Source organism: Gellertiella hungarica (assembly GCF_014197145.1).
GTDB classification, from domain to species: domain Bacteria; phylum Pseudomonadota; class Alphaproteobacteria; order Rhizobiales; family Rhizobiaceae; genus Gellertiella; species Gellertiella hungarica.
The window spans coordinates 153098-177346 of the sequence record NZ_JACIEZ010000009.1; the positions used below are offsets into that span (position 1 = coordinate 153098).

Consider the following 24249-nt stretch of genomic DNA (forward strand, 5'->3'; position numbering starts at 1 on the left):
GACGGGCGGCTCCGGCTGCCCGTCTCTTCACAATTCCCATTCATCGAAAGGACTCCTGTCATGAAGGACGGTATCTCCGGCCTCAGCCTGGTTGCGTCTCTGGTTCCGGCCGTGGTCACGGCCACCACCAAGGGCAGCCATGCCGATCTGCAGGGCTTCAACTCCGCAACCCTGATCATCAACACCGGCGCGATTGCCGGCGATGGCCTCTTTGTCGTCGCCATCCAGGAGAGCAACACGACCACGGATGGCGATTTTGCCGATGTGGCGGTCGGCGATCTGCTTGGAACCCTGCCGGCAGAGCTTGCGGCCAACACGGTCTACAAGCGGGGCTACAAGGGCACGAAGCGCTATATCCGCGCCGTCATCACCAAGACCTCCGGCACGTCGATCGCCGCGGGTGCGATCTTTGCGCTCGGCCATCCCCACGACGCGCCGGTCGCCTGATCGGTCAGAGCGGCCAGACAGTCGGCAGCGCCGAGATTCTGGCCCCCCCCGTTCATCAACCTGTTTGGAAGACAGCCATGCTCGCTCCCGTCCGCACGGTTGCGCCCGCGACCATGCCGGTGTCGCTGGCCGAGGCCAAAGCCCATCTGCGCGTCGATCACGATGACCAGGACGATCTGATCAGCGCCCAGATCAGGGCGGCGACCGCTTGGCTCGACGGCTGGTCCGGCATTCTCGGGCGTGCACTCGTCACCCAAACCTGGCGGCAGGAGTTTGGCCGCTTTGCCGTCCACCTGCCATTGCCGCTGGCGCCGGTGACCGCGATAGACAGCATCAGCTACTTCGACGGCGACAATGTGCAGCAGACATTGGACACCGGCGTCTACGATCTGTTTGCCGACGCGCGCGGTGCCTATGTCACCCGGCGGTCAGGCCAATCCTGGCCGGCTACCTTCCGTCGCGCGGATGCCGTCTCGATCATCTTCACCGCCGGCTATGGCGCGGCGGCCGACGTGCCGGAGCCCATCCGTCAGGCCATCCTGCTCATCGTCCAGCGCCTGTTCGATGGTGCAGACACCAGCATTGATGCCGGCATCGAGCACACCGTCCATGCCCTGATCGCACCCTATCGCAGAAGCCCGATCTGATGGCCAGGATCACCGCCAATGCCCTGCGCGACCGCGTCCGCCTCGAAAAGCGCGAGGAGATCGATGATGGCTATGGCAACACCTATGGCCAGTGGGTGCCACAGTTCGAGCGTGACGCCTGCATCCTGCCCTCCAAGGGCGGCGAGACGGTCATTGCGTCGCGCCTGCAGGAAATCCAGCCGGCCCTGATCATCGTGCGCTTCGATGCCGAAACGGCAACCATCACCGCCGCCTGGCGCCTGATCGATGCCCGTTCCGGCATGATCTACAACATCCGCACCGCCGCCGACATGGAGCGCCGCCGCCGCTTCATCACCATGCTGTGCGAGGCCGGTGTCGCGACCTGAGCGGCCACCGGCAAAGCCGCGAGCCAAAACCAGACTCTCCGGGAGAACCGCTATGACGCCGCCGCAAGCGAACGAGCAGTTCCGCATGTCAGAGACCGAGTTCGAGGTGCTGCTGGCACGCGCAGCCGAAACAGGCGCGCGACGCGCCCTGCAAGAGGTCGGGCTCGGAACGGACGCCGCGGAGGACATCCGCGACCTCCGATCGCTGCTGGCCGGGTTCCGGCTGGCCAAACGCACCGCGGTGCAGACCACCGTCCGCATCATCACCACTGGCGTCCTGCTCGCCCTCATGGCGGGCATCGCCATCAAGCTCAAGATCTTCGGTCCGTCGCCATAAGCCTCGGCCACGTCCGAAAGTCCCACCGCCCGCCCTCGTCGAGGAGCGGGCTTTTTTGTGCCTGGAGACCTGCGATGACGACTATGACTTACAAACATTGGCGCGACGTGCCGGAGCACACCTGGCGCTGGCCGAACTTCAGCCCGGCCGAAATCGCCTGCCGGGGTACCGGCAAGCTGCTGATCAACGAGCCCGCGCTCGACAAGCTGCAGGCGCTGCGCGACCGGCTGGGCAAGCCGCTGATCGTCCGCTCGGCCTATCGCAGCCCCGAGCACAACCGCGCCGTCGGTGGCGCCACGAGGTCGAAGCACATGGACGGCGCCGCCTTTGACATCGCCATGGCGAACCACGACCCCATGACCTTCGAGGCCGCGGCGCGCGAGGTCGGGTTCCTCGGCTTCGGCTTCTATCCGCGCTCGGGGTTCATCCATGTGGACCTCGGCCCCGCACGCCAGTGGGGCGAGCGGTTCCCGGTCCGAGCGACCGCATTCGCAGCCGAGGCGCCGCCCGCCCGCGAGGTGCTGGCCGAAAGCCGCACCATGAAGGGCGGCGGCGCGGCGGGTGTCGCGACGCTCGGCGTGGCCGGGGTGGAAGTGGCCCAGCAGGTGCTGGCGGAGACGCAAAGCGCCGTCCTACCGCTGGTCCCGCATCTCGACACCCTGCGCTGGGTATTCATCGCCGTGGCGCTCGCGGGCGTCGCCGTGACGATCTACGCCCGCATCGACGACTGGAAGCGGGGGCGTCGATGATCGTCGCTCCGTTCACCGGGATCGCTGCCAGCCCCTGGGTACGGACAGCCCTGCGCTACGGCACCATCGCACTCGCGGTCTGCCTGTTCCTGCTCACACTCCGGCGCTCCGGCGAGCGAGCGGGACGCCTCGCCGAACGCCTCGAAACCTCGGAGAAGACCAATGACGTCCAACGCCAGATGCTCGATGCGGCGGCTCGCCGTCCTCGTGATCGCAGCGATCTCGCTGACCGGCTGCGCGACGGGCGGTTCTGAACCCCGAATCCCCACCATCTGCCCACCCGTTGTCGAGTATAGCCGCGAGTTCCAGGCGCGCGCAGCCGACGAGCTCGATCTGCTGCCGGATGGGTCGGCAATCGCCGAAATGCTCGCCGACTACAGCGTCATGCGGGATCAGGCGCGAGCGTGCTTGGCTCGGCCATGATCCTCTGTCGAGGGACTCGGATGAGCGTTTAAGGCTCAAACACCGCGCCCCAAGACGTCGCCGCCGCTGCAGCGGCGGCTGCGGCCTGAATCTGAGCACGCCGTGTGCGATCCAAGTCGTCGGACAACGAATTGTTCGAGTTCGCCGGGTCACGAACACTGCCGGTCAGAATATTATCTCGAATGTAACAAAGGCTGGCTTGAACCTGACTTCCTAGATCTTCAAACCGAGTTCCCTTGCAGCCTTCAATGGTCATGAGTTCAAGCAGGAACGATTTTTTGAAAGGGACATTTCTCCGCTCGCGCCAGAGCTTCATGAGCCGGATCACGTCGCGCCGTCCGCTGCTCCGGACAGTATCGATGTGCGTCTTCAGGCTCGTTTTTAATGTCGTTCCGGTGTCGGTGCGATGAAGGTTGGCTTCAAAGAATTGAGAATCAAGTGCCCGTCCGGGAACAACATCAATGTGAAAACCTCCCTGAAATGGCAACTCCCAGGACACGGTCTTTTCGTTCACGTAGGCCCAGTGCCTCTTAAGAACGTTGCCAACAGCATCGTAAATTCCCTTAATGGTATAGTTAACCGTATTCGGCCAATACATGACGATATCGAGGTCGTAGCGCTGGCGGATAATCGTTTTCTTCCCGAACGACCCTGCATAATAAAATCGAGGGCCACCCTCGAGAACTGAGAGTTTCTGCTGAATATCGTCGCGAAGTCCGCGCAGGGCGCTTAACTCCGCCTCGGAAAGATCCTGCTCAGCAAGGAGCCTCCTGAGGTATTGTTCTGCGCTCATGCTGGCCGTGCTCCCAGACAGATGCTGGACCGGTAGGGCGGTGTTTCTCGCATCCTGAACTCATAAAGCTGAACCGGTGGGCACATCGTAGGATTGACCTGCTGTCCAATTGCGATCGCCGCCGGGGCGGGTCCAGCATAAAACAGGTGCCAGTGCGCTGCCGCGGGGAAAAGGCGGAGCGCTGACTCGAATGCCCGCCGTGCAGCCGATGCAAGTTCCTTGAGTTGCTCGGGATGCTGGAGCCACGCCGTGCTAGGCTCCGGTACCCGAATATTGACTCGCCTTGCTCCAGCAGCCGGGGTATCGGCGATCGCGGCATCCGCAACGATGGCGCTGAGGTGGAACACGAACGCGACTTCATTGCAGTCCCGGTCCTCTTCTTCAAGCCCTGTTACTTCTATGTTCCGCGGCGGCGGATCCTGCCGTTGCCAAACCCAGGTGCGATCATCACGATGGAACTGGAAGAGGCGCAGATGTGGGCGGTTGGTAAGCTGAAATCCGAGAGAAAGACAGGCGCTCACGGGCGCCAGCGGAAACACCGCCAGACGAAAATCGAAGGCGTCGGCGCCTGCCATCAGTTCTGCGACGCATGAAGCGATGGCGGTGTCCACTGCCTGCCAGTCATCGGTTTCGCCGGGGACCCGAAGGGTTTGGGGCTCTCCCGCAATGTAGTCGGGCGACAACGCGGCGGTCACGGTGCCAAGATCAATCGGGTGGTCACCCCGCAGGCAGAGAACTGACCAACCAGTAACAGAACGGCCTCGTTCCGGCAGCGATGCCCTTACCCAAAGCTCATGATCGGCCTTGATCTGCTTCACACGCTCGACTGTGAAGGTGCCCGGCTGGCCGTCGATAACTGCATGACAGTTCTGGCAAAGGAGGATCAGGTTGTCGTAGTCATTCCGCTGCGCTGCAGGCATTGCTTGATCCGCACGGGGCCCACCATTTTGCGCAGCTGCGATATGCGCGATTTCACCGATGACGACGATAGGATCGTAAGTGGTTGCATCAGCGAGCAGCTCAACCCTGCACTCAGGCATTGCGCAGCGGCCGCCTGCGCGTCCCCAGAGCAGTTTTAGTGTCCGGTCTGAATAATTGCGCGCTGCCATCGACTATCTACCTATGTCTCTGTCTCTCGCGTCCTGCGTTAAGGCTTGGGGCTGCCCGTCATATTTGATGCTCTCTGAAATACGTTCGAGCGGTGCCAGGTCAGTCGCTTCCGATGCTTGTCGGTCAACGGGATCGGAGCCTGCCAGCGCAATTCGGCGCGAGCGCTGTCGCTCAAGCAAGGTGAGAATTGCGGCTGGCCTTCGCTAGACCCTTGATCGGGATTAGCATAGGCTTTCAGAGCTTAGCCACTTTCCGCCTTAAACGAGTGGCTGCTTCTTCCCGATACATCTCCTCCCCCTGACGCCGCATCTCCTTGATCACCCCGTCAATCTTGACCTCCGCCCCTTTCAGCTGCGGGGGGGAGATGTGGACGTTCGCCTCCTCCCCCGGGATGCCACGGAAGGAGGTCTCCGACAGCATCGGGGTCCGGTGCGCGAGACGGGTCGGCCGCATGCGGACCAAGAGCCCGTGGGGCTTGTTCGGGATCAACTCATCCCGGAGACGCCGGTGCAGGTCATCCGCGTCAGTTGCGCCGGTCGCGGTCTCCATGTAGGCCGCGGCGATCTCATAGGACAAGACCAGTTGCTCTGCGGAGGCCCGTCTGTTCGCGTCGACGTCCTCAACCCCCTTCTCGACGGTGCGGATCTCAGCTGCGAGTGCCGAAGCGAGCCCGGCCTCAACCCGACGCGCCTCCGCGTCCCCGATAATAGTGTCTGGGTCGATCTCGATTTCGCGCAGGTCCGACACCCCCATTACGCTCACCGGACCGGTGCAGGTGGCGACAGAGAAGCCGACCCGCTCAATCCGGTTGTCTCCGATCATGCTCGTGACGCTGACGCGACGCATCCAGGAGGCGGCGTCCCGTTCCGGGATCAGCTCCAGAAGTTGGTCGAACGCGGGGGCCCCATAGGAGGCGAACTCCAGACCGGTCCGCACCTCAAGGGGCGGCCGGTCAAAGATATCCCGTGACGCGGTAAGATAAGAGACACGGCCGTCCTCGTGGCGGAGGGCGAATACGCCCGGATGCTCAGTCAGGGACAGGAGGTCCGGGGCTACGTTCGCGAGGGAAGCCAGCGCGGCGTCGATGTCGTCTAGCGTGACCGGGGCGGCGAAATCTCCGGACCGCTCCCACGCCCGGTAGAACTCCTGCAACTCCTTAGGCGGGATTTCGAGCGCCTCAGCGGCCGCCTTGGACCGGCGGAGCCGTTCGGCCGCCTCCGCCTCTATCCGCCGGACTTCCTCCGCCGACACCTTCGGGTTCTCGAGCGCCCGGAAATCTGCCTCTGTAACCGGAAGCAGCGCAATCTGTTGGGGACCGACGATGAGACCCGCCTCAGCGAGCCGAGAGAGGAGACGCCCGTAGACCCGCTCTTCCGCCGAGCCCGCATACGCGTAGTTGGCGACGAAGATCTCCTGATACTTCTGGCCAATCCGGTCGATACGCCCGATCCGCTGCTCCACCTTCGCCGGGTTCCAGGGAAGGTCAAAATTGATCAGCAGGTCTGCGGTCTGGAGGTTCAGCCCCTCTGCCGCGGCGTCCGTGCAGAGCAGGACGTCGATGTCACCGCGTACGAAGCTCTGGGTGATCTCGAGGCGTGTAGTGCTGATCATCTTGCCCGCGGCAGGGTCGTAACGGCTACCGCCCGCCCCGGAGAAGGTGCCAACCAGCGCGCTCGGCATCCGGGACCGGAGCTCGTCGACCAGGTGATCGAGCGTGTCTTTGAACCGGGTGAATACCACCGCCTGGCGAATTCGGCTCCCTTGGCGCCGCGCGTTCAGCTCGGACAGGAGCCGGTCGAGCTTTGACGGTACGCCGACCAACTCGTCGAGGCGGTCCAATAAGCCCCGGAGCGCCTCCTGCTCCCATAGGAGGTCAGCTTCGGTGCGCCCGTCCAGCAGAGCCTCGACAGCGACCTCGTCCCCCTCATCATCCCCCTCGAAAACGGCCTCTGCCAGCTCTTCGTCGGTCGGGTTGAACCCGGCGTGCTGATGCGCCCGGAGGGTGGCTTTCACCTTCTCTGTGCGTCGCTCCAGTGTCTTGCGGATCGCGTGAAGGCTGGAAGCGAACCGGAGCCGAAGGAAGCTCAGATAGAAGCCGACAGAGGCGACGCGGCGCTGGTCTTCCTGGCGGGAAGAGGCCCGAACGCGGGCGTCTAAATCCCGACAGTACGCCTCGAGCGCGTCATAGACCCGCCGCTCGGTGGGGGAGAAGTTGATCGGGTCCAGGGGCCGCACGTGGCGTTGGGCAAGGTTCGCGTTCAGCTTGCCGCTGTCCCGGTAGAGGCGGAGAAGGTCCCTGGTGTGACGCAGCATGACGCGCGAGAGCGGGGCGGCCGCGCGCAGCACCCGGGCGATAAGTCGCCAATCCCCGGCCGGGAACGGGCGCGCTTCCTCTACCCAACGGGCCACGGTCCGCTGATCCGCTGGCGAACGGTAGGCGCTCATAATGAACGTCCAGTACTCCGGGTCGAGCAGCTTGATCTCGAGAATGGCGCGGCGCAGGAACTCCAGCGTCGCGTCGGAGATCCGGCCCCGGCTCTGGACGAACTCCTGAACCGCCTCGTAATACTGCCGCGAGATGTCGTCATCGAGCCCGAAGCTGCCGACCCGTCCGGTGAGCCGCATCAGGTCGAACGCCTCCTGCATCGAGAGCTGCATTGGGGTCGCCGTCGCGAGTAGAAGGGCGCGGGCTTTCGGCCGGATCACCTCATCAATGAGTGAGTAGAGCTGGTTCTGCCGGTTGACCGCACGCGCATAATGGGCCTCGTCTACGAGCGCGATATCCCACCCCTTGGCGCCCCGGACCTCGCCACGCCTGGTCCGGTGCGTCAGTAGGCCGGTCGAGGCGATCACCAGATCCGGGGCGAGAAGGCCCCCTTCGGAAACCTCGAACGGGGTCGAGTCCTCGTTCAGGCGCTCATGGCTCATCCGCCCCCTCGGGGCCGTCCTGGCGAAATCGAGCAAGAACTTCGACTTCATTTCGCGCTGCCACTGACGCGTCAGCGAGGCCGGGGAGGCGATCAACACCCTCGAGGCGATACCGGAAAGGGTCAGAGACCGTATCGCGAGACCTGCCTCGATCGTCTTCCCGAGCCCCACCTCGTCGCACATCAGAAAGCTGTGGGGCCAGGAGGTCACGAGGCGTCGGGCGACGAAAGCCTGATGCGGCCAAGGGACTACTGGGGCGGTCTCGATCCCGACGAACCGCCCACCGGGCAATCGCGGCCCGTCCTTTATGAGGCGCCACCGAAGATAATCGACCGGGGCGAGCGCGGCGAATGGGCTTTCCGGAGCCTTGGGCGGGGCGGGCGCCTCCGTCCCGTCGATCTCCTTCGGCTCGATCACGTCCCGTCCCATCCGGATCAGACGCGCCTGGACCGCCTCCGGCAGGGCCATCACCCGGATCCCGTCGCTCCCATGACGCCAAAGGTGTTCGAAATCCTTCAGGGCCTTACCGGTCTGACGACGACTTCGCTCATCCCACCAGGAGCAGTGCAGCAGGACGTTCTCGGCGTTGATCGACAGGGCCGTCTTAGACTCGTTCAGGGACCCGTCGATCCGGATCACGTTTCCCTCTCCGTCCACGAACACGGCCCATTTCTCGTGAACGTATCCGTCGGCCGTGGATTCGACTGAGAGCGGATCGCCGGTTCCCTTGTGAACCCGAAAGGCTACCTTCACCTCGAGAATCCCCTTGGAGACCAAATAGGCGAACAGGTCGACGCCCCGGGTCGTCTCCGCGCTCCAGGACCCGTCATTTTCGAGGGCGGCCGTCAGGTGCGCAACGAGCGCCTCGTCAGCACCCCTTAGCGCCGCTTTCACGTCCTCCGCGTCCAGATCGCAGCCGACAAGGAAGCGGGCCTTCGCCCCGTTCCGAGCGAAGGCCGTGAACCCTTGGGAGGCGGCCGCGAGGGACGAGGACCGGAAATACCCGGCGACCCGGTCATAGCGGACCGACCGCTCCAGGGCCGGGATATAGAACTCCTTCAGGATGTCGGTCGCGGGCTCGCCGGGCCGGATCTCCGAGGTCCGGTACTCGTCCCGCCACTCGACGTCCCGGAAGGACGCTGGCGTCCCTTTCACGCCGGCCGTTTCTGTCACTGCGCGCGCCCGAAGCTCTCAAGGGCAAAGCGCACCCAGTCGACCTCCTTCTGGAGTCGCTCATCCCCGATTTCGGCCCGGTAAACCTCCAACAGGTCTCGCAGCAGTTGCGCCTGCGGCAGACAGTGCTTCTCGAAGTAGGCGCGAACTAGGACGTCCTCCCCCTGCCGATAGGCGGCGATCAGACCGTGGAGCCGGTCCCAAGCAGTCTGCGGTTTCTCAAGGCGCGCCGGGGCTCGCTCTTCGGGGGCCGCAAGGCGTACCTTCGAGCCGGACTTCACAAGGGGGGCGGCATAGTTCGCCCCGGGCTGCAGCGTCGCGAGGCCCACCCGGCGATCGGCGACGGTATAGTTACCGCTCTTCCCCTCGATCGCGACGTTCAGAGCGTTCGCGAGGTTCCGGGCGTCATCGAAGGCGAACTCACCTGTGCCAAAGGCCCCTAGAATGGTGAGCGCGACACCGGTTTCTGTGTCCAGCTCCTCGACCGAGAGGCGTCCCTCGGTGATCCGAGTGATCTGGTGGGCGGCCACAACGGCGCTGGCGGCGGTCATCGCCTGAACCGGCGAGACCACCTCGTCCCCGTCATACACTGGCCAGCGCTCGGACAGGACCTGAAGCGCCCGCCCGAAGCTGGCGATCATCTCGTCGACCGGGCTGAGGTTCAGACGGTCGAACTCGGCCAAGCCGTCCCGGACCGCCTTGCGGATCCGCGCCGCGACCCCGGTTCCGCCGATGCCCTGCCAAGCGGCAGCTTCGGTGTCCTCATCGACCCGCTTGCGGCAGGTGATGAAGATGGTCGACGCAGCGGAGGCCATGTTCATCTGGTGGGTCGAGTATCCAGACTCGGACTCCACGGGCATGCAGGCGGTGATGACCCAGCCGGACTCGATCAGCGACCGGGTCAGCGTCTCCCATGCCTCCTGTTTCTTGTGGGTGAACATCAGGGTCATGACGCCGTCATCGCTGAGAACCCGACGGCACTCGGCAAAGATCTCGCCCATCATCCGCTCATAGGCGGCCTTGGCATTCGCCGCCGATCCGTCACGGGCCGGGTTGGCGACCGCCTCATCCTTCTTGTTCACGTGGCGCCGGGAGAACAGGCCAGGGAAGACGTCGCGCAGCCCGCGCTTCTGCCAGACGTAGTAGAAGTCGGACAGCTCTCCGTACTGTACGTTGTCGTAGTAGGGAGGGTCGAAGCAGACCAGGTCAACGGATCCTGTTGCGACCTCGGACATGTTCCCTGCGGGTCCGTTGATGATCTTCAGCGGCAGTTTCGTGCCTTGGGCCTGGTGAACGGAAAGAGCGAGTTCCGATATCCCCTGGTAGGCGTCCAAAACCTGAGAGAGAGCCCATCGAAGTCCGCTCGAGGGACCGGCGTAGGGCATTTCTCCATAGGTCCATTTCAATGAGTAGTCGTGCCGTCCAAATGTCCCTTTAACAACGCCACGGGTGAACTCCCAACGGGTCTGTCTGCTGTTGTAGTCGACGAACTTGTCCACCATGAACTGGAGGTAGGTGATGACAGCATTGCCACGCACCTCACCGAGGGTCGCTCGTATCTCGGGCTGCAAGGCGCGGAGCCGCTCTACCAGCGTCAGGTGCCCGAGTAGCTGGCGAGGAGCGAACATGTCACACCACCTCGGCATGCCGTAGTTCACGGGGCGCATGTCATTTCCTTCCGGAAAAGCTTCCGTCGGGATCAAGTCATCACGCTCCCAGCGGGCCCAGTTCTCATCGAGCCGCCGTTTTGCTTCAGCTAGGGCAGTTTCATCCTGATCAGTTGGAGCGCGGAAGAACTTCACCTTACCAGTCTTGATCTCTCCCGCTCGCTCGCCGGTAGCGTAACGCTGTGGACGCCCGCGGGCATCCATCTTGGGCTCTAGGCGAGCGGCGTGAACTGCGTATACGCGATCCCACCAGGTCCCATGTCGACTTTCTCCGCGTGCCTGCGCCTTGATCTCGTCCCCAGAGATCGCCTGACGACAATGCACACATTGGCCTATGCCGCGAGTCACGGTCGAATCTTCTGGGTTTTCTCCGTTCGGACCCCTCCCACTCGAAATCTCGTACACACCGAAATCGACGGTCTTGTCCCTGTTAGGAATAATCCGAACGCCCCACTGATCCCCTGGCACCTTGAGAAGCCAGAAGCTGTTCAGGAGAGGCGCATCTCCCCCGCAGGAGGGGCACTTGACCATCCGGCAATAGAGGATCCCGTTCTGGTCATGCTCGGTCTGACCATAGAGGCGCATCAGTTCCGGATCACCGCGCACGACCCCTTCCAGCTTCTGTCGCTCGGCCTCAGGCAACGGCGAGCGGGGGGTGACGTCGAGCATTTCCGCTTCGACTTCGGAAACGAGCCGCTCGCCCCATTTCTGAATGTCATTCAGGAGGTCCGGCCCGAACCGGGCCGGGAAATCGAGCGTCGCGTGAAGGATCGTCGTCGCCACCGGATTCAGCTCGTTGGCGATCACAGTATGCCCGAGGCGCAGCGCCTCGAACGGGATGCTGCCGCCTCCGGCAGTCGCGTCCAGAACCGTCAACCCGGTCGGTCGATACTCTGGTGAGTTCGCATAGGCTCGATCGTACGCGTAAAGATCCTCCGGGTCCCATCGGATGGTCTCTCCGAGCGCCTGCTTCACCCGGTCGAGCTTGGCGAAGGTGACGCGGTCGTTCACATGGGCCGGGTCTGCCGCGCGCTCCTCGACGCGGAGCCGGGTGCCTTCCGCCGGGAGCGGCAACCGAAATGCGAGAGAGTCCTGCGCCCAGCGTGTCACGACGGGGTCACGAGAGAAGGACGGATCAAAGGAGGTCAGCCGGTCGATGATCTCCCGGTTGCGCTCGCGCCGTTCAACCTCCGCCTCGAGGAACTTCATCCCCTTCTCGTCGAGGAAGAACACCTCGCCGGACGCGTCCCGCCGCACATGAGCCAGCGGCTTCCCGACGAGGGTCCATTCCTGGTCGCCGACGATCGCGACCTTCTTCATGATTCCGAGGTCCCGGACGAAGGCGTCCGGATCGGCATCGGACCCAAGGAGAGACGCCTGGATGGCGGCCCGGGACGGGATCAGGGGACGGCGCGCCCACCAGACATGGAGGAAGTAGAGGGGCGGAAGGGCCGAGCTGGACCCACGCTCCCGTTGCGTTTCCGCGCCCACCTGGTGGCACGGGAAGCCGCTCTCCATGAGCCGCAGATCGATCGACAAATCCTTCATACCATTCCCTCTTTTCCCGTTATTGGCGCGCGCGCAGCTTGGTGAGCATGGATTCGACCTCAGCGTCCGGTCCCTTTCCCTGCCCACACAGCATCACCCGCAGTCCGGATACGGCCCACCGGTTGGCGACCGGCCCATAATGTGTGATCCGGGAGAACCAGTAGACGGCCTCCTCCCGCGAAAAGGTCGCTACCCGGCGCGACAGGAGTTCCGACCGGTCAAGGTCCATCAGCCGCTCCTGAAGCTTGAAAATGATCCCGAGCTTCGCCCCGGCCTCTTCATCGAGAACGAGGGTCCGCTGCGTGCGCATCCCCTCCTCGGACAGGAAGGCGTCCACCTCCAGCGGGACGTCATGCTGGTTCCGGGCCCGGGATGCGATCGCCCGGACGACCGGCAGGAGGCGGCGGAGGCTGTCCCCATGCAGGCGCCCCCGATCCTGAAGATGTCCCGTCCGCGCATCCCCCTCGTCCCCATCACGAGCCCGCCGCTCCTTGATCACAAGGACCGGGGGCGGCACGTCGTTGTGCCGAGTGATCCGTAACGCGAAGGGCGCCGCGGAGAGAGCGCCTTCGTGGAGCGTCTTGTATAGTTCCGCATGCCGGTGCGGACGCCCCTTCTTGGTAGTCATTCAGCACCTTTCTTGAGCTCTGCCACCAAGGCGCACTCCTCATCCGGGTGTTCGATTTCGATCGACGCAAATGTGTCGGCATCGACCCGGCCGACCGTCATAAGAGTTTCGAACAACTCATCCAGTGCCTTCAGGCTTTCTGGTGTTGCACCTGAAATCTTGAGGTCGATCGACGCTCCTCCGGGTACCTTGAGGGCTTGGATCCTGAGGTCATCCACGGTCGATTTGGTCCCATTGGCACCAACGCGCCCCAAACGCTTAACCAAGGGCAGGAGAACCTTCGGAGCGTCCCCTTCTTCTTCGATCAGGAGGGTCTGCGGTGCGCTCGCGAGCCAGCCGCGCTTGGCAGCTTCAGCCCGGACAATCAGGAAGTCATCGGGACGAGGGGGACGAATAGTCGCCTCAATACCTTCTCGAAAGCCATTCGGCTTCTCTTGCTGCTCCGGTTCGCCGTCGTGAACAAGGTATCGGTCCTGCGCGATCACCTTCGGGATAACGTTTAGAACATCCGCGTCCGTCACGGCCTCGGATTTCTCTTTGACCTTCTCTATGATCTCCGAGACGCGGGTTTCAGCGGATTGCCGCGCCACCTCTGCTGCCCATTCCCTGATCTTATCCTCGGACGGCTTCTCCCCCTTGATCCAGCCGCGGGCCCGCGCCTTCGTCACCTGAATGATAGACCACCCGTCGGCAGAGAGATCTGCGTTCAGAGGGACTTGGTTTTGCGCGTCATAAATCTCGTCAGGCCGATCGCTCTTGGCGTCGGCAAAGCGGAACAAGCACCAGACCCCTCGCTCCACGCCTGCGGAGATGACCCGATTCAAGACGCTCGGGTTCTCTAGGATCGGCCAGCGCCGTTGCTGCGCGAACGCGTCACGGATCCCGTTTACGGTCGGCGTGTCCCCGCCGAGGCCGAAAAAAAGCTGGGCAAGGCCACGAACGATTTCCACGGTCGCTGCCCGATCAGCCTCGATCACCTCTCCATCCTTGCGCAAGATCTCCTTGACCTGCTCGGCGACTGGGGCGCCACCTTCACCGCCAGCGACCCGGATCTCTCGGATCGCGATTCCGTCGGCTCCCGGATAGACGAGCCGGGTGTAGCTCTTGCTGACCGCTACGTTTAGGTCGTTCCGGGCCCGCGCTCGGCGGCCCTGGAAATCGTCATCAAGTTGCCGGAGCGTGAGCCCATAGGCGCCGGGGTCCGCCGCCAGCTTCTCCATTGCCCGGACATCGCGCGCCAACTCGAGGAGCCGGTCCAGGCTCTGTTGCGCCCGCTGATCACCGAACATTCCGTCACTATCCCGGTCCGTCGCAACTGTGTTCGGGATCAGGAGCGCCACGTGGTTCTGAGATATGCGGGGCTGCCCGTTACCCACCGTCTGGATGAATTCGTCGACCACAATACGCGGGGCATCGACCCGGACGATCCCGATCGAGGGCCGACGCGGGGACTCCGCCATGTCCTGAGGGGCGGTCACGTCTTCCCGGACCTCGAAGATCCCGTTCTGGTTCGTGATTACCTTCCGGGACGCCTCGAGGATAAGCCGCAACGCGTCATCCCGCTTCACCCCCTCACGGATGTCGCTGAGGGCCCGGTTGATGGTCGGGTCGGTGTTCGCGAAGAACTTTCCCCCATCCTCGCGCAGGTAGTAGGCGTGCTTCTGGATCGCCTCGAGGGCGGTCTTCACAGCGGTCGCAGGGAGCCCCGGCATAAGGACCGACAGGAGAGCGTCGGCCTCGTTGATCCCGAACAGATTGCTGGACACCCCGCCGGCTCGGCCAACTAGGCTGTTCACCAGCACGACGCGCCAAGTCATCTCGTGGTATGGGATCCCGGACGGGAGCGGGTTCGCGGCGTCGCGCATCTGAGCCCGGCTCCGGTTCGACGCGAGAGCATCCGACTGCGGCCCCCCGACGTCGGTGTTGAGGACGATCTGCATGTCGCCCGCTTTCAGACGGCTCCCCACGATCTCGTCCGCCATTAGCCGATCCGAGAAGTCGAGATGCCCCACATGGATCATGGGCGCGTTCGGGCGTTTCTCCCAGAGGAGCCGGATCGCGAGGGTCATCACCCGGAGAACCCCGCGGGTCCCCTGGAACGTTTCGATCGAGGCTAGCTTCTCGTTCAGGAACCGCAGGAAAGTCGGGTGGAACGGGTAACTGGCCCGGATCCGGTCCGCGTAGTCGGTCTGTTTCGCCTCCGAAGGGAGGTCGGCCGGGGAACTGGCGTAAAGGGCTGCATAGGCCTCTGCGGCCCTTTGTGCCGCCTCGGAATTGATCTGCGAGAAAAGGCGGCGGGCGAGAACCCGGGCAAGCTCGCTCTGTGGGACCGGCTTGATAGGGAGCGCGTCACGCGCCACGACACTCTCGGTCTCACCGACGGCGCGCGCAGCCCGCTGCACGGCCTCCTCTGGGGCGACCTCGGATCCTGTGATCCGGGTGAGTTCGGAGCCAAGGCTCTCGCTCTGGCGGGCAAAAGCGTCCGATGAGCTGGCGAGGGAGATCACGACCGCGATGCCGGTTGCGGACCGGGCAAAGGTCGACAAAGACATGAGGAAGGCGGCGACCTGTGTCGCTCCCTTTCCCGGATGCGCGGCCTCGAATCGGGCGACGTACTGCGCAAGCTCGTCGATCAGGATGATCACTTTGCGCCCTTCGAGTACCCGCTTGAAAAAGTCCTTACCGGGCGCGGCAACCGAGGTGACGTCCCCTTCCAAATCCCTGTAGAGCGCCTCGCCTCCCACCTGCATTGCAAGCTCGCCCCAGAGGGTGTGGGGGATTAGAGCGGCACCAGACGGCTTGTTCACGGAAAGGACGTCCCCGGCGATCGCTACGACGTCCAAGGTGCCCGGCGCCGGCAGCGGCAGCCCTGGGAAGAGGGGGTCAACAAGGTCGCGGATCTCCGTTCCGCGCTTGGCGCAGTGGACCAGCCCGATTAGGGAGTGGGTCTTCCCGCCGCCAAACCCGGTCTCAAGGCGCGTGATCGCGCTCGCCGTTGTGTCTCCAGAGACCCTTAGAAGGACGGTAGACAATAGGTCGCGCATCCCACTCGTGGGGTATGTCGCCTCTCCGAAGAAAACGGTGGCATCAGTGTAGGGAGTCTCCGCAACCTTCTGGCCTGCGTAGCTATCCATCACCTGGCTCAGGCTCGCGGTAAAAAGCTCTGGATTGAAAGTTCCCTTTATAATGTCAGCACGAGGCGTGCAGCTGTCATAGAGGGACAACAGTCCCTTGGTTTGTTTCTCCGAGTTCATCATCCGCCGAAGCCCTCTATTCTCACAGGTCACATTTTTCAGCAGCAAACAGTCATTCCGTTACTGGATGTCTGCCGCTTTTTTAATCGCCGGATGTGACTGCCATTACATCGCTGCGATTTATCAGAATAATCTGTTGGTCTTGAGGTGTACGTGCGCCCGGGTCGGTGTCGAGACCCAACCGCTTCAGCGCGTAGTAGAGAAGCGCCTTGCGCACGGGGATCTTCGCCCGGCCGCTACGCATCCCGTAATCGAGGGCAATGACTTTCTGCTGCGTGTCGGACAGCTCCGGGTGCGGTCCGATCTCCAATGTCACCTGCTCGTTCCAGTCGGCGTCGCGATCGGCACCGACCTCACTCAGCTTGGTGCCGCGGGTCTCGATGATCCGCGAGAGCAGGAAGTCCTTAAAGCTCTGATCGGTGAGACAGAAGGCCCGTGTGTGCCAGCGGAAACCGTCGAACCCGATCGCGTGTGGCGCGATCCACCGCCAGCGCGGCTCCGGCCGGGACAGGGACTGATACTTGACCTCGATCGCCTCTGATCGCCGGATTGCGGCGACCACCGAACGCAGGGTCTTGGCATTCACTCCCCGCACAGGGGTCGGTGCGGCGGCGTAGGAAGGGAACTGGCCAATCCAGGCGTCAGCGCGGTCAAGGATGCCGTCGGCGACGGATCGCAGCTGAGAGAGGTAGCTGCTTGCGTCCGGCTTCAGAAACAGGGGATCGAACTTGCTGCCTCGGATGTAGGTCCGGGCGCTCTTGTCGTAGGTCATGTTGTCCGGAGCCATGCCGATGTAGCGGTTCAGGTCGGTGGACGCCTGGTTCACCGACACGCCGAACGCTTCCATCAGATCGCCCCGATTCACATGCCCCTCCCAAAACAGGCGGAACTCGATGAATTCGAGCCGTCGCTCGACGCCCCACCGAAGATCAGCCTTCTCTGTTCCCACCATGCATTCCCCAGTGACATGATCCGTCCCGAAACTAGGCGAGCCCAGTTTCTGGATTTTCTGCTAAGCTATCTGGGAAGCCGTGTGGGTTCAATCGAAATCGGTAGGATCTGCAAGCAAGGGAGAAGGCGCGGATGGCGGCTGCGTCTCGGCCAACCGCCATCCTGTAGCTATGGTCAGGCGCCGGTTTGCTGAGCCTGACCAGGGTCGGAGGTGCTGGAGCGGATAATCGACTGCTCGTATTCCTCGACGTCGGACAGGCGATAGACCACCCGGCCGCCCACTTTGAGGAACTTCGGCCCCTCACCGGTCCAACGCCACCGCTCAAGTGTGCGATGGCTGATCCTCCAGCGGACAGCCAGTTCAAGTTGGTTCAAATGAGTTTCCTTCATTTCCGCTTCCTTTCGCTCGGGCCAGTTTGACTGCGACACGACGAAGGCGTGGGCGGAAAACACTATCAAGGTAATACTGTCCGGAGCGCCAAACATAGGGCGCTGCGCTTCCCTGTCTTGAACAGAAAAATTCTGCGGTGGCGAAGATTCACTTGCGAATACGAAGGCGTGCTGGCGCGATGTGGGGCATACTTCGAGCGAGTTTGTCGAAAAGTCCTCTCCCTCCAAGATTTACGAAGCAATTCGCCACGATTCTCCCAGATTCACTCTTGAGCGCTATTCTTTGCACAAACCAGTCAGATTGTTGCGCAATGGTGAGCAGGGCTACGTGAAATGTCCGCATGAGCGCGGCTGGCCACTCCCTTTTACGAACTGCGTAAAGCTGCGCATACGAGGAAATGCTTGGAAGTGGGCGGGAGTTGTGGGCGATTCGCCATGGCTTATCAGAGAGTTAGAGGATGAGTCCTTTCCCTCCGCCATAAACTCACATAAACTCTTGTTTTTAATACACTTTTTGATGGCGACTTGCTGTCAGCCCATCATCTGGCCCATCACAAACGGTTTCCTTTGTCTTGTCGAATGTTCTTTTCACACGGTCGAAATCCGGTGGCTTGCCAATCTCGACCGAATAATCTAATTTAACAACTATCGATGCAGCCTGGCATAAGGCGATCCCAATCGATATGCACGCGCAGGAGTGCGTGTTTCCCATCCGGTTTTTTGGAGAGGAAGCACCAATGCGCCCTTCCGGTCAACTTGATCTACTCGCTCCACTCAACATCAAGGAATCAGCGAAACGGAAGAGGTCCGCGAAGGCAAAGCCCGCGACCGAGCCTGCAGAGGCAATGCCTGATCCGGCCACGCGCTGCATCCGTGAAGCGATCGAACCGCATCCGTCGATTTCAGCCTATACTGCAAGCCTCAGGCCCATGCAGCCTATATCCGCACCGGCGCTCTATCTCAACGCCCAGTCCGTCGCCCAGCGTCTGTCAATCAGCGTCCCTACGGTGTGGAGATGGGCACGGGAGCGACAGGATTTCCCAAGCCCCGTTCATCTCGGACCTGGTGTTTCCCGTTGGTCTCTCGATGATATCGAAGCCTATGAGCTGCGTTGCCACGAGAGGGCCTGATCATGGCAGCGCGGCGCAATCGCAGAATCCGCAAAACCCTCAATGCGGCCAAGACCCATTGGCTCTATAACCAGACGGAGGTCATGACGCTCTACGGCGTCTGTCGGAATACGGTGCTGAACTGGACGAAGGCCGGCCTGCGGCAGATCGAGGCCGAGGAGTGCCTGTTTCGCGGCTGCGATCTCAACGAATTCCAGCGCGTACGGCGCGAAAAGGCGAAGCGGCGCGGAGAGCCACACGAGATCTTCTGCATCCGCTGCAAGACCCTTCATTCTCTGCTGGTTGAGCCGTTCAAGGTTGTAACAAGCCGTTTCGGCTGCCATGTGGAGCTGATATGTCCTGATACCGGGCAATCCATCCGCAAATTCGTGTCGGACGCCTATATCGACAGTGTTCTGAGTCTCGATCCATCCAGACCGAGAGCAGAGAGTCAGAACTATACTGCTTCTCCAGCCTGCACTGGATTTGGGCAAAACGGCTCGTTTCTACCGGATGATATCATTCCAGAGGACGAGCATACCATCTATTGCTACCAGCGCGCCCTGATCCATACTGAAGGGCGGCATGAGAAAACCGTCGATGCCAGCCTGCGAGCCATCCGCCTTTTCCAGAGCTATCTGGCCGGAACCCGCCTTTCGGAAACCACGATCGCGCAGGTGACAGCGTTCAAGACAGCGTTCGAGGAGGGAGCTTTCCGGCGAGAACAACAGAATGCAAGTGGCACTGACGCGGATCGGCAGATGCTCTCCTCCTCCACCATCGTTCATTGCTTCGGCAATCTGGAGGCTTTCTTCAACTGGCTGCGTGATCGGCCCGGATACCGGAAAATCCCGGCTGATATTCCCAGCCATTTCCGCCCCTCACGCCATCACAGGAAGGTCGCGGGGGCGCCCACCGAAAAGCATGTGCCGTCGCATGAGGATCTGCTCACCCTGATCCGCGCCATGCCGGATGCCCGTTGGCGTGATCGTCGCGACAGAGCGCTGGTGGCCTTTCTCTACCTCTCCGGGATGAGAGACGGTGCCGTGATCGGTCTTCGCCTAAAGCATGTGGATGTGGAGCGGCGCGAGATCCTGCAAGACCCCCGGGAAATCCGCACCAAGAACTCCAAGACCATGCGCAGTTCCTGGTTTCCGGTTGGCGAAGAGTTTGCCGGGATCGTCACCGGCTGGATTGGTGAGCTGCGGCAGGCCGGTGCTCAAGACGAGGATCCGCTCTTTCCACAGACCAGGCCGACTTTCGGCCAGCGTGATCCAAGGGAGCCATGGGTAACGGCGACCCCGCTCAGAAAGATCGTCAAGGCAGCGATCCAGCGAAGCGGGCAACAGCCGTTTCGACCGCATGCAATACGCGCAACACTTGCCCGGCTCGGCTATCGAATTGCGCTGACCATGGAAGAACAGAAGGCGTGGAGCCAGAACCTCGGGCACGACCACCTTGCCACCACGGCCATATATTATGGCAAGCTCGACACGGATACACAGGCGCGGCTGATGAGCACGATGTGGAACCGCGGCCCCGCAACCACCGAGCACGAACTGATCGACCTTATTCGAGTAGCATCCCCTGAAAAACTTCAGGCAATCAGGGTTCTTTTGCGAGGGTGAAGCAGGCCTGTGGGGTCTACGATCAGACAGAAAGTGTAGGTGGTTAGGCTGCCGAACTATTGGCCTTCCTTTAGTCTGCAGAAGCATGCTGGAATCGCCAAGTTTCACACACCGAATTGGGCATGGCAGTGGCAGATAGTACTCTGTGTATCGCGATCACTCGGTTCTCAAGATTTCCGTCGAGGCGGTACAAACAATATCAGAAAGGTCTTGTGACGCTACTGCGATGTTTATCCGTTCCGAATGTTTCGGACTCCGAAACTTGAGAGATGGCCTGATGGTTATTCGCAGCAGAGCTTTCGAACGTAGGTATTTCCGAGTGTTACCATGGCATCGTCCGGGATGCTGCCGTCCGCCTTCAATCGTTTCGAAATTGCTTTGGCTTCTATTTCTGAGAACGTGCCGCGAATTGTAATGGCAAACCAGGAATTGGAGGCAAGATGCACATCAAGCGGTATTGGCTGAGCCTGTGCGAAGCTTCGTGCGGCTTCATAGGTATCCAGGCTCTTGACTTGGATGAACCGTTGTTCGCCTGAGTTCTCCTCATATTCGGCAACCCGCACCCAAGTCTTGTGCATATATCCCGTGTCGTCACCCACATGAACCTTGAACCAGTTGCCCTTCACCATATCAATCCTGATCGGCGTGCCGTTTGGAACATCCTTTTTCTTAGGAGCATTCGGCCCGGGAGCAGCCCGCATCGGCGCTGCCCATTTCGGGTGCATCACCTCACCTCGCCGGGGAACCGGTATTCCAAGAGATACGGGTTCAATGGCCTGAGCAGTCGCGGAACCCGGCAATGCCGGGATTGGTGCGGAGAGGTTCGGTGATGCCGAGGTTGCAAGCGATGGATTTGTCTGGTTGTCCCCGACCGTCGTCAGATGGTACTGCGCCATCTCGCTTCCGGAAAGATAGCGGATGTCATTGCTGTCATAGCTCAAGGCCAGTTGCAGCAAGGCCGGGTCCACGCCCATTTCCCCCATATAGACAATGACCTGTGCCGTCATCTGCTGCACGGCAGAAACAGCATCTTCGACTGCCATGCCTGTCGTATTGTCGAAGGATGACTTGTGGACCCCGATCGAACCCGGCTCAGCATATCGCTTCACGCCGCCCATGAATGCGAGCGAACATGCAGAGGCGCATTCGGCTCCCCTTATCTGAAAGGTCCATAATCCGGCCGCCCGAATGGCTCTGCCCAGTTCCATTGCCTTCATCACATTGCCGCCGGGACTGTTGAATGCGACAGCCACGGGATGCTCGGAAAATGTGAGGCGATAGAAGTCGTAGAGCGTATCCGTGTCGGCAAAATCACCGCTGACCAGCATAAGCTTTATGTCACCATCCAGCACTTTAACTTCTATCTTCAAAGCAGCCCATGACTTCGTTGCCAAAAACAGTGATGATAAAAGACAAAAAACACGCAACATCGCTAGACATGCCCGACAAAGACTTGTTGTTGGGATAGTATCTTTCCAGTCGCAACCTGCAACAGGATTCGCGAGGTGGATATTCCCGGCAGAAATCGTTCGCCGCTATGAAGCGGGCATCTGCTTCTTGAATTCAACAATCAAAAAAGCCGATCCCGGAGGATCGGCCTTATCTGGTGCTGTCAAAGCTTGTTAACGGCCAGGACGCGTAAATTCTGATCTATTAGGCCATTAGAATGTGACCAATCTCTCTCAGGTTGTCAAGCGCCAAGCCGCAACTACAAAACCACTTTTCCATAAGATTGATATTACGGAGCCGGGGCTATCGAAATGTGTTTATTTTCAGGCGCATAACTATTCAAGATACCGAGAGTTGTACGCAGTTGATTGACAGCATTCCTTAATTTAATAAAATTCGAATTTTATTACCTACAAAACCACTTTTTTGGAGACACTCATGAAGCGGCACATATTCTCATTCGATATCGGAACAAATTCAATAGGTTGGTGCGTTTTCGATCTGGATACGAAAGGCGAGCCTTATCGCATCCGGGATATCGGTGTCCGAATTTACTCCGATGGACGAGACCCGCAATCAAAAACCTCGCTTGCCGTTGCGCGCCGTGAGGCGAGGGCGATGGCGCGGCGTCGGGACCGGTATCTGCGGCGGCGCCGATCCATGCTGCGCACGCTTTCAGAATTCGGGCTGATGCCCGAGGACAAGGCCGAACGGCAGAAATTGGTGCGGGAGCTGGGTGACCGGCCAAAGGAAAGCGGTATTGCCAGCGATGTGCCCTATGCGCTGCGGCGCCGCGCACTGGACGAAAAGCTGCCTCTTTACCAGATTGGCCGGGCGCTCTTCCATCTGAACCAGCGGCGCGGCTTCAAGTCGAACCGCAAGACGGATAGCAAAGACAATGATCTCGGCAAGATCGCTACCGGCGTGCGGGAACTGCATGCGGAGATCCGCAAGAGCGACGCGCGGACCTATGGCGAATATCTCGCCATGCGGCGCGAGGCAGGTCTCGTCGCGCGGCTGCGAGCAGGGTCTGATGCGCTGACCTCGGAAGGCTATGTCTTCTATCCGGACCGCGCTCTGCTGGAAGCGGAATTCTTGGCCATCTGGAACGCGCAGGCGCAGCACTATCCGCAGATCATGACAGACGAACGCCGGGATCATCTGTTCCGCATCATTTTCTACCAGCGCCCGTTGAAAAAGCCGAAAATCGGTGGATGTGCATTAAACCCGTTGGAAGAGCGCCTTGCGAAGGCGCATCCGCTGTTTCAGGAATTTCGCCTCTATAAGGAAGTGAACGAACTGGAACTGGTTCTGCCCGATCAAAGCAAACGGAAACTGACGCTTGGAGAGCGCGACACGCTGATCAGCCTGTTGCGCAGCGCCCGTGAAATCGCATTTTCCAAGCTGCGCAAGGATCTGAAGCTTGCGCGGGATATCCGCTTCAACAAGGAGAGCGACAGTCGCCTGAAACTCAAGGGCGACGAGGTGTATGCCTCCCTTGCCGACAAGAAGCGTATTGGTAATCGCTGGAGCCTTTTTTCCCGCGACGAGCAGTGGCGCATCATAAATCGTTTGCGCAATGAGGAAAATCCGGATGCACTCTATCGCTGGATCGAACAGGAGTTTTCGATCACCGGCGAACAGGCGGATGCGATTGCCAATTGCCCGCTGCCGGATGGCTATGGCCGGTACGGGGCTTCCGCCCTGGCCAATCTTCTCGAGGTACTGAAGAAGTCGGTCGTTACGGAGGCGGCAGCAGCAGAGGCCTGTGGCTATGACCATGCGCAGCTTGGTTACGACGGGGAAGGCGAGCCCTTTCTGCCGCCCTATCAGGAAATCCTAGAGCGTCACATTCCACCGGGTTCCGGCAATCCGCTGGACATGAGCGAGGAGGGCCGGGAGCTGGTGCTCAATCATTTTCGCGACGGCAAGGATCGCGCCCCGCCGGTGGGTTATGACCTTTATCGCGGCCGGATCACCAACCCCACCGTCCATATCGGCCTCAATCAGTTGCGCCGTCTGGTGAACCGGCTGATCAAGCGGCATGGAAAGCCGGGAACAATCACCGTGGAACTGGCCCGCGATCTTCCGCTTTCCGACCTGCAGAGGGCCGAGAAAAACCGCGAGATTGCCCGAAACACCCGGGACGCGGAGCGGCGCTCTCGCATTCTGGAGGAGTTCAAGCAGAAGGATAATGGCGAAAACCGGATGTTGCTGAAGCTCTGGGAGGAGCTTAACCCGGCGAAGCCCGAAGACCGTGTCTGCATCTATACCGGCAAGGCGATCAGCATTTCGATGCTGTTTTCCGACGAGGTCGAGATCGACCATATCCTGCCCTGGTCCCGGACGCTGGATGACAGCCAGGCGAACCGCATTTTATGCCTTCGCTCTGCAAACCGGGTGAAGCGCAACCGCGCACCGGCGGAGGTGACGGAATGGCAGGCTGATTATGACGCGATCGTTGCCCGCGCCGCACGACTGCCGAAAAACAAGCGCTGGCGCTTCGCCGCCGACGCCATGCAGCGTTTCGAAGCAGAAGGTGGCTTTCTCGCCCGTCAACTGGTGGATACCCAATATGTCAACGGCGGAGTAAAAACCGGCCACTTGGCGGCGCAAAAGTCGGCCACCTTGGCGCGCGCATGAGACCCGCGGGAGGGCGTAGCCCGAGCGG

Annotated in this window: 17 protein-coding genes; 8 read left to right on the forward strand and 9 right to left on the reverse strand. The window is 61.3% G+C overall.

Going from position 1 to position 24249, the window contains the following annotated elements; all coding sequences use genetic code 11:
- Positions 1-60: 60 nt before the first annotated feature.
- The 6 genes from GGR23_RS18390 (at position 61) to GGR23_RS18415 (ending at position 2781) form a co-directional block, all read left to right on the forward strand.
- On the forward strand, positions 61-447 hold the full coding sequence (locus tag GGR23_RS18390) for a hypothetical protein (protein ID WP_183367773.1): 387 nt from the start codon (positions 61-63) through the stop codon (positions 445-447).
- Between the two features lie 77 nt (positions 448-524).
- Positions 525-1094 (forward strand): head-tail connector protein, encoded by a 570-nt coding sequence (locus tag GGR23_RS18395; RefSeq protein WP_183367774.1) that lies wholly within the window; start codon positions 525-527, stop codon positions 1092-1094.
- The gene (locus tag GGR23_RS18400; protein WP_183367775.1) at positions 1094-1441 is read left to right on the forward strand and encodes a phage head closure protein; all 348 of its coding nucleotides are present in this window, start codon (positions 1094-1096) and stop codon (positions 1439-1441) included. Before GGR23_RS18395 ends, GGR23_RS18400 begins: the two co-directional genes overlap by 1 nt.
- Positions 1442-1493: 52 nt before the next feature.
- A complete protein-coding gene (locus GGR23_RS18405; protein ID WP_183367776.1) occupies positions 1494-1778 on the forward strand; it encodes a DUF6127 family protein in 285 nt (94 codons plus the stop codon).
- A gap of 74 nt (positions 1779-1852) precedes the next feature.
- Positions 1853-2527 (forward strand): YcbK family protein, encoded by a 675-nt coding sequence (locus GGR23_RS18410; protein ID WP_183367777.1) that lies wholly within the window; start codon positions 1853-1855, stop codon positions 2525-2527.
- Positions 2524-2781 carry a hypothetical protein gene (locus GGR23_RS18415; protein WP_183367778.1) on the forward strand — a complete coding sequence of 86 codons (258 nt, stop codon included), beginning with the start codon at positions 2524-2526 and terminating at the stop codon, positions 2779-2781. The genes GGR23_RS18410 and GGR23_RS18415 overlap by 4 nt, the downstream gene beginning before the upstream one ends.
- Before the next feature lie 197 nt (positions 2782-2978).
- Here GGR23_RS18415 and GGR23_RS18420 read toward each other — a convergent pair whose 3' ends face one another.
- From GGR23_RS18420 to GGR23_RS18455, 8 genes are all read right to left on the reverse strand, one after another.
- On the reverse strand, positions 2979-3743 hold the full coding sequence (locus GGR23_RS18420) for a nucleotidyltransferase domain-containing protein (protein ID WP_183367779.1): 765 nt from the start codon (positions 3741-3743) through the stop codon (positions 2979-2981).
- Positions 3740-4852: an HNH endonuclease gene (locus GGR23_RS18425; protein WP_183367780.1), complete on the reverse strand. Its 1113-nt coding sequence runs from the start codon at positions 4850-4852 to the stop codon at positions 3740-3742. The genes GGR23_RS18420 and GGR23_RS18425 overlap by 4 nt, the downstream gene beginning before the upstream one ends.
- Positions 4853-5087: 235 nt before the next feature.
- Entirely contained in the window at positions 5088-8954 is a 3867-nt protein-coding gene (locus GGR23_RS18430; RefSeq protein WP_183367781.1) for a helicase-related protein, read from the reverse strand.
- Positions 8951-12169, reverse strand: a complete 3219-nt coding sequence (locus GGR23_RS18435; protein ID WP_183367782.1) for a DUF1156 domain-containing protein — start codon at positions 12167-12169, stop codon at positions 8951-8953. The genes GGR23_RS18430 and GGR23_RS18435 overlap by 4 nt, the downstream gene beginning before the upstream one ends.
- A gap of 19 nt (positions 12170-12188) precedes the next feature.
- A complete protein-coding gene (locus GGR23_RS18440) occupies positions 12189-12797 on the reverse strand; it encodes a DUF7680 family protein (protein WP_183367783.1) in 609 nt (202 codons plus the stop codon).
- Positions 12794-16099, reverse strand: coding sequence for an ATP-binding protein (locus GGR23_RS18445; protein WP_183367784.1), 3306 nt, complete (start codon positions 16097-16099; stop codon positions 12794-12796). Before GGR23_RS18445 ends, GGR23_RS18440 begins: the two co-directional genes overlap by 4 nt.
- A 34-nt stretch (positions 16100-16133) precedes the next feature.
- A complete protein-coding gene (locus GGR23_RS18450; RefSeq protein WP_210297015.1) occupies positions 16134-17003 on the reverse strand; it encodes a BrxR family helix-turn-helix transcriptional regulator in 870 nt (289 codons plus the stop codon).
- Positions 17004-17176: 173 nt separating this feature from the next.
- Positions 17177-17392, reverse strand: a complete 216-nt coding sequence (locus tag GGR23_RS18455; RefSeq protein ID WP_183367785.1) for a helix-turn-helix transcriptional regulator — start codon at positions 17390-17392, stop codon at positions 17177-17179.
- Positions 17393-18524: 1132 nt separating this feature from the next.
- On the opposite strand from GGR23_RS18455, the gene GGR23_RS18465 reads away from it, so the two are divergent.
- The gene (locus GGR23_RS18465; protein ID WP_183367787.1) at positions 18525-20129 is read left to right on the forward strand and encodes a tyrosine-type recombinase/integrase; all 1605 of its coding nucleotides are present in this window, start codon (positions 18525-18527) and stop codon (positions 20127-20129) included.
- A 281-nt stretch (positions 20130-20410) separates the two neighbouring features.
- Here GGR23_RS18465 and GGR23_RS18470 read toward each other — a convergent pair whose 3' ends face one another.
- Positions 20411-21559, reverse strand: a complete 1149-nt coding sequence (locus GGR23_RS18470; RefSeq protein ID WP_183367788.1) for an SH3 domain-containing protein — start codon at positions 21557-21559, stop codon at positions 20411-20413.
- A gap of 457 nt (positions 21560-22016) precedes the next feature.
- Between GGR23_RS18470 and cas9 the strand changes: the two genes are divergently transcribed.
- The gene (gene cas9, locus GGR23_RS18475; RefSeq protein ID WP_183367789.1) at positions 22017-24221 is read left to right on the forward strand and encodes a type II CRISPR RNA-guided endonuclease Cas9; all 2205 of its coding nucleotides are present in this window, start codon (positions 22017-22019) and stop codon (positions 24219-24221) included.
- Positions 24222-24249 lie beyond the last annotated feature (28 nt).

What these genes read in the sequence shown, in the direction of transcription:
- GGR23_RS18465 (WP_183367787.1), top strand. Translation starts at nt 18,525, where the DNA reads ATGGCAGCGCGGCGCAATCGCAGAATCCGCAAAACCCTCAATGCGGCC.
- cas9 (WP_183367789.1), top strand. Translation starts at nt 22,017, where the DNA reads ATGAAGCGGCACATATTCTCATTCGATATCGGAACAAATTCAATAGGT.
- GGR23_RS18410 (WP_183367777.1), top strand. Translation starts at nt 1,853, where the DNA reads ATGACGACTATGACTTACAAACATTGGCGCGACGTGCCGGAGCACACC.
- GGR23_RS18455 (WP_183367785.1), bottom strand. Translation starts at nt 17,392, where the DNA reads ATGAAGGAAACTCATTTGAACCAACTTGAACTGGCTGTCCGCTGGAGG.
- GGR23_RS18390 (WP_183367773.1), top strand. Translation starts at nt 61, where the DNA reads ATGAAGGACGGTATCTCCGGCCTCAGCCTGGTTGCGTCTCTGGTTCCG.
- GGR23_RS18435 (WP_183367782.1), bottom strand. Translation starts at nt 12,169, where the DNA reads ATGAAGGATTTGTCGATCGATCTGCGGCTCATGGAGAGCGGCTTCCCG.
- GGR23_RS18415 (WP_183367778.1), top strand. Translation starts at nt 2,524, where the DNA reads ATGATCGTCGCTCCGTTCACCGGGATCGCTGCCAGCCCCTGGGTACGG.
- GGR23_RS18440 (WP_183367783.1), bottom strand. Translation starts at nt 12,797, where the DNA reads ATGACTACCAAGAAGGGGCGTCCGCACCGGCATGCGGAACTATACAAG.
- GGR23_RS18420 (WP_183367779.1), bottom strand. Translation starts at nt 3,743, where the DNA reads ATGAGCGCAGAACAATACCTCAGGAGGCTCCTTGCTGAGCAGGATCTT.
- GGR23_RS18470 (WP_183367788.1), bottom strand. Translation starts at nt 21,559, where the DNA reads ATGTTGCGTGTTTTTTGTCTTTTATCATCACTGTTTTTGGCAACGAAG.
- GGR23_RS18450 (WP_210297015.1), bottom strand. Translation starts at nt 17,003, where the DNA reads ATGGTGGGAACAGAGAAGGCTGATCTTCGGTGGGGCGTCGAGCGACGG.
- GGR23_RS18405 (WP_183367776.1), top strand. Translation starts at nt 1,494, where the DNA reads ATGACGCCGCCGCAAGCGAACGAGCAGTTCCGCATGTCAGAGACCGAG.
- GGR23_RS18400 (WP_183367775.1), top strand. Translation starts at nt 1,094, where the DNA reads ATGGCCAGGATCACCGCCAATGCCCTGCGCGACCGCGTCCGCCTCGAA.
- GGR23_RS18425 (WP_183367780.1), bottom strand. Translation starts at nt 4,852, where the DNA reads ATGGCAGCGCGCAATTATTCAGACCGGACACTAAAACTGCTCTGGGGA.
- GGR23_RS18395 (WP_183367774.1), top strand. Translation starts at nt 525, where the DNA reads ATGCTCGCTCCCGTCCGCACGGTTGCGCCCGCGACCATGCCGGTGTCG.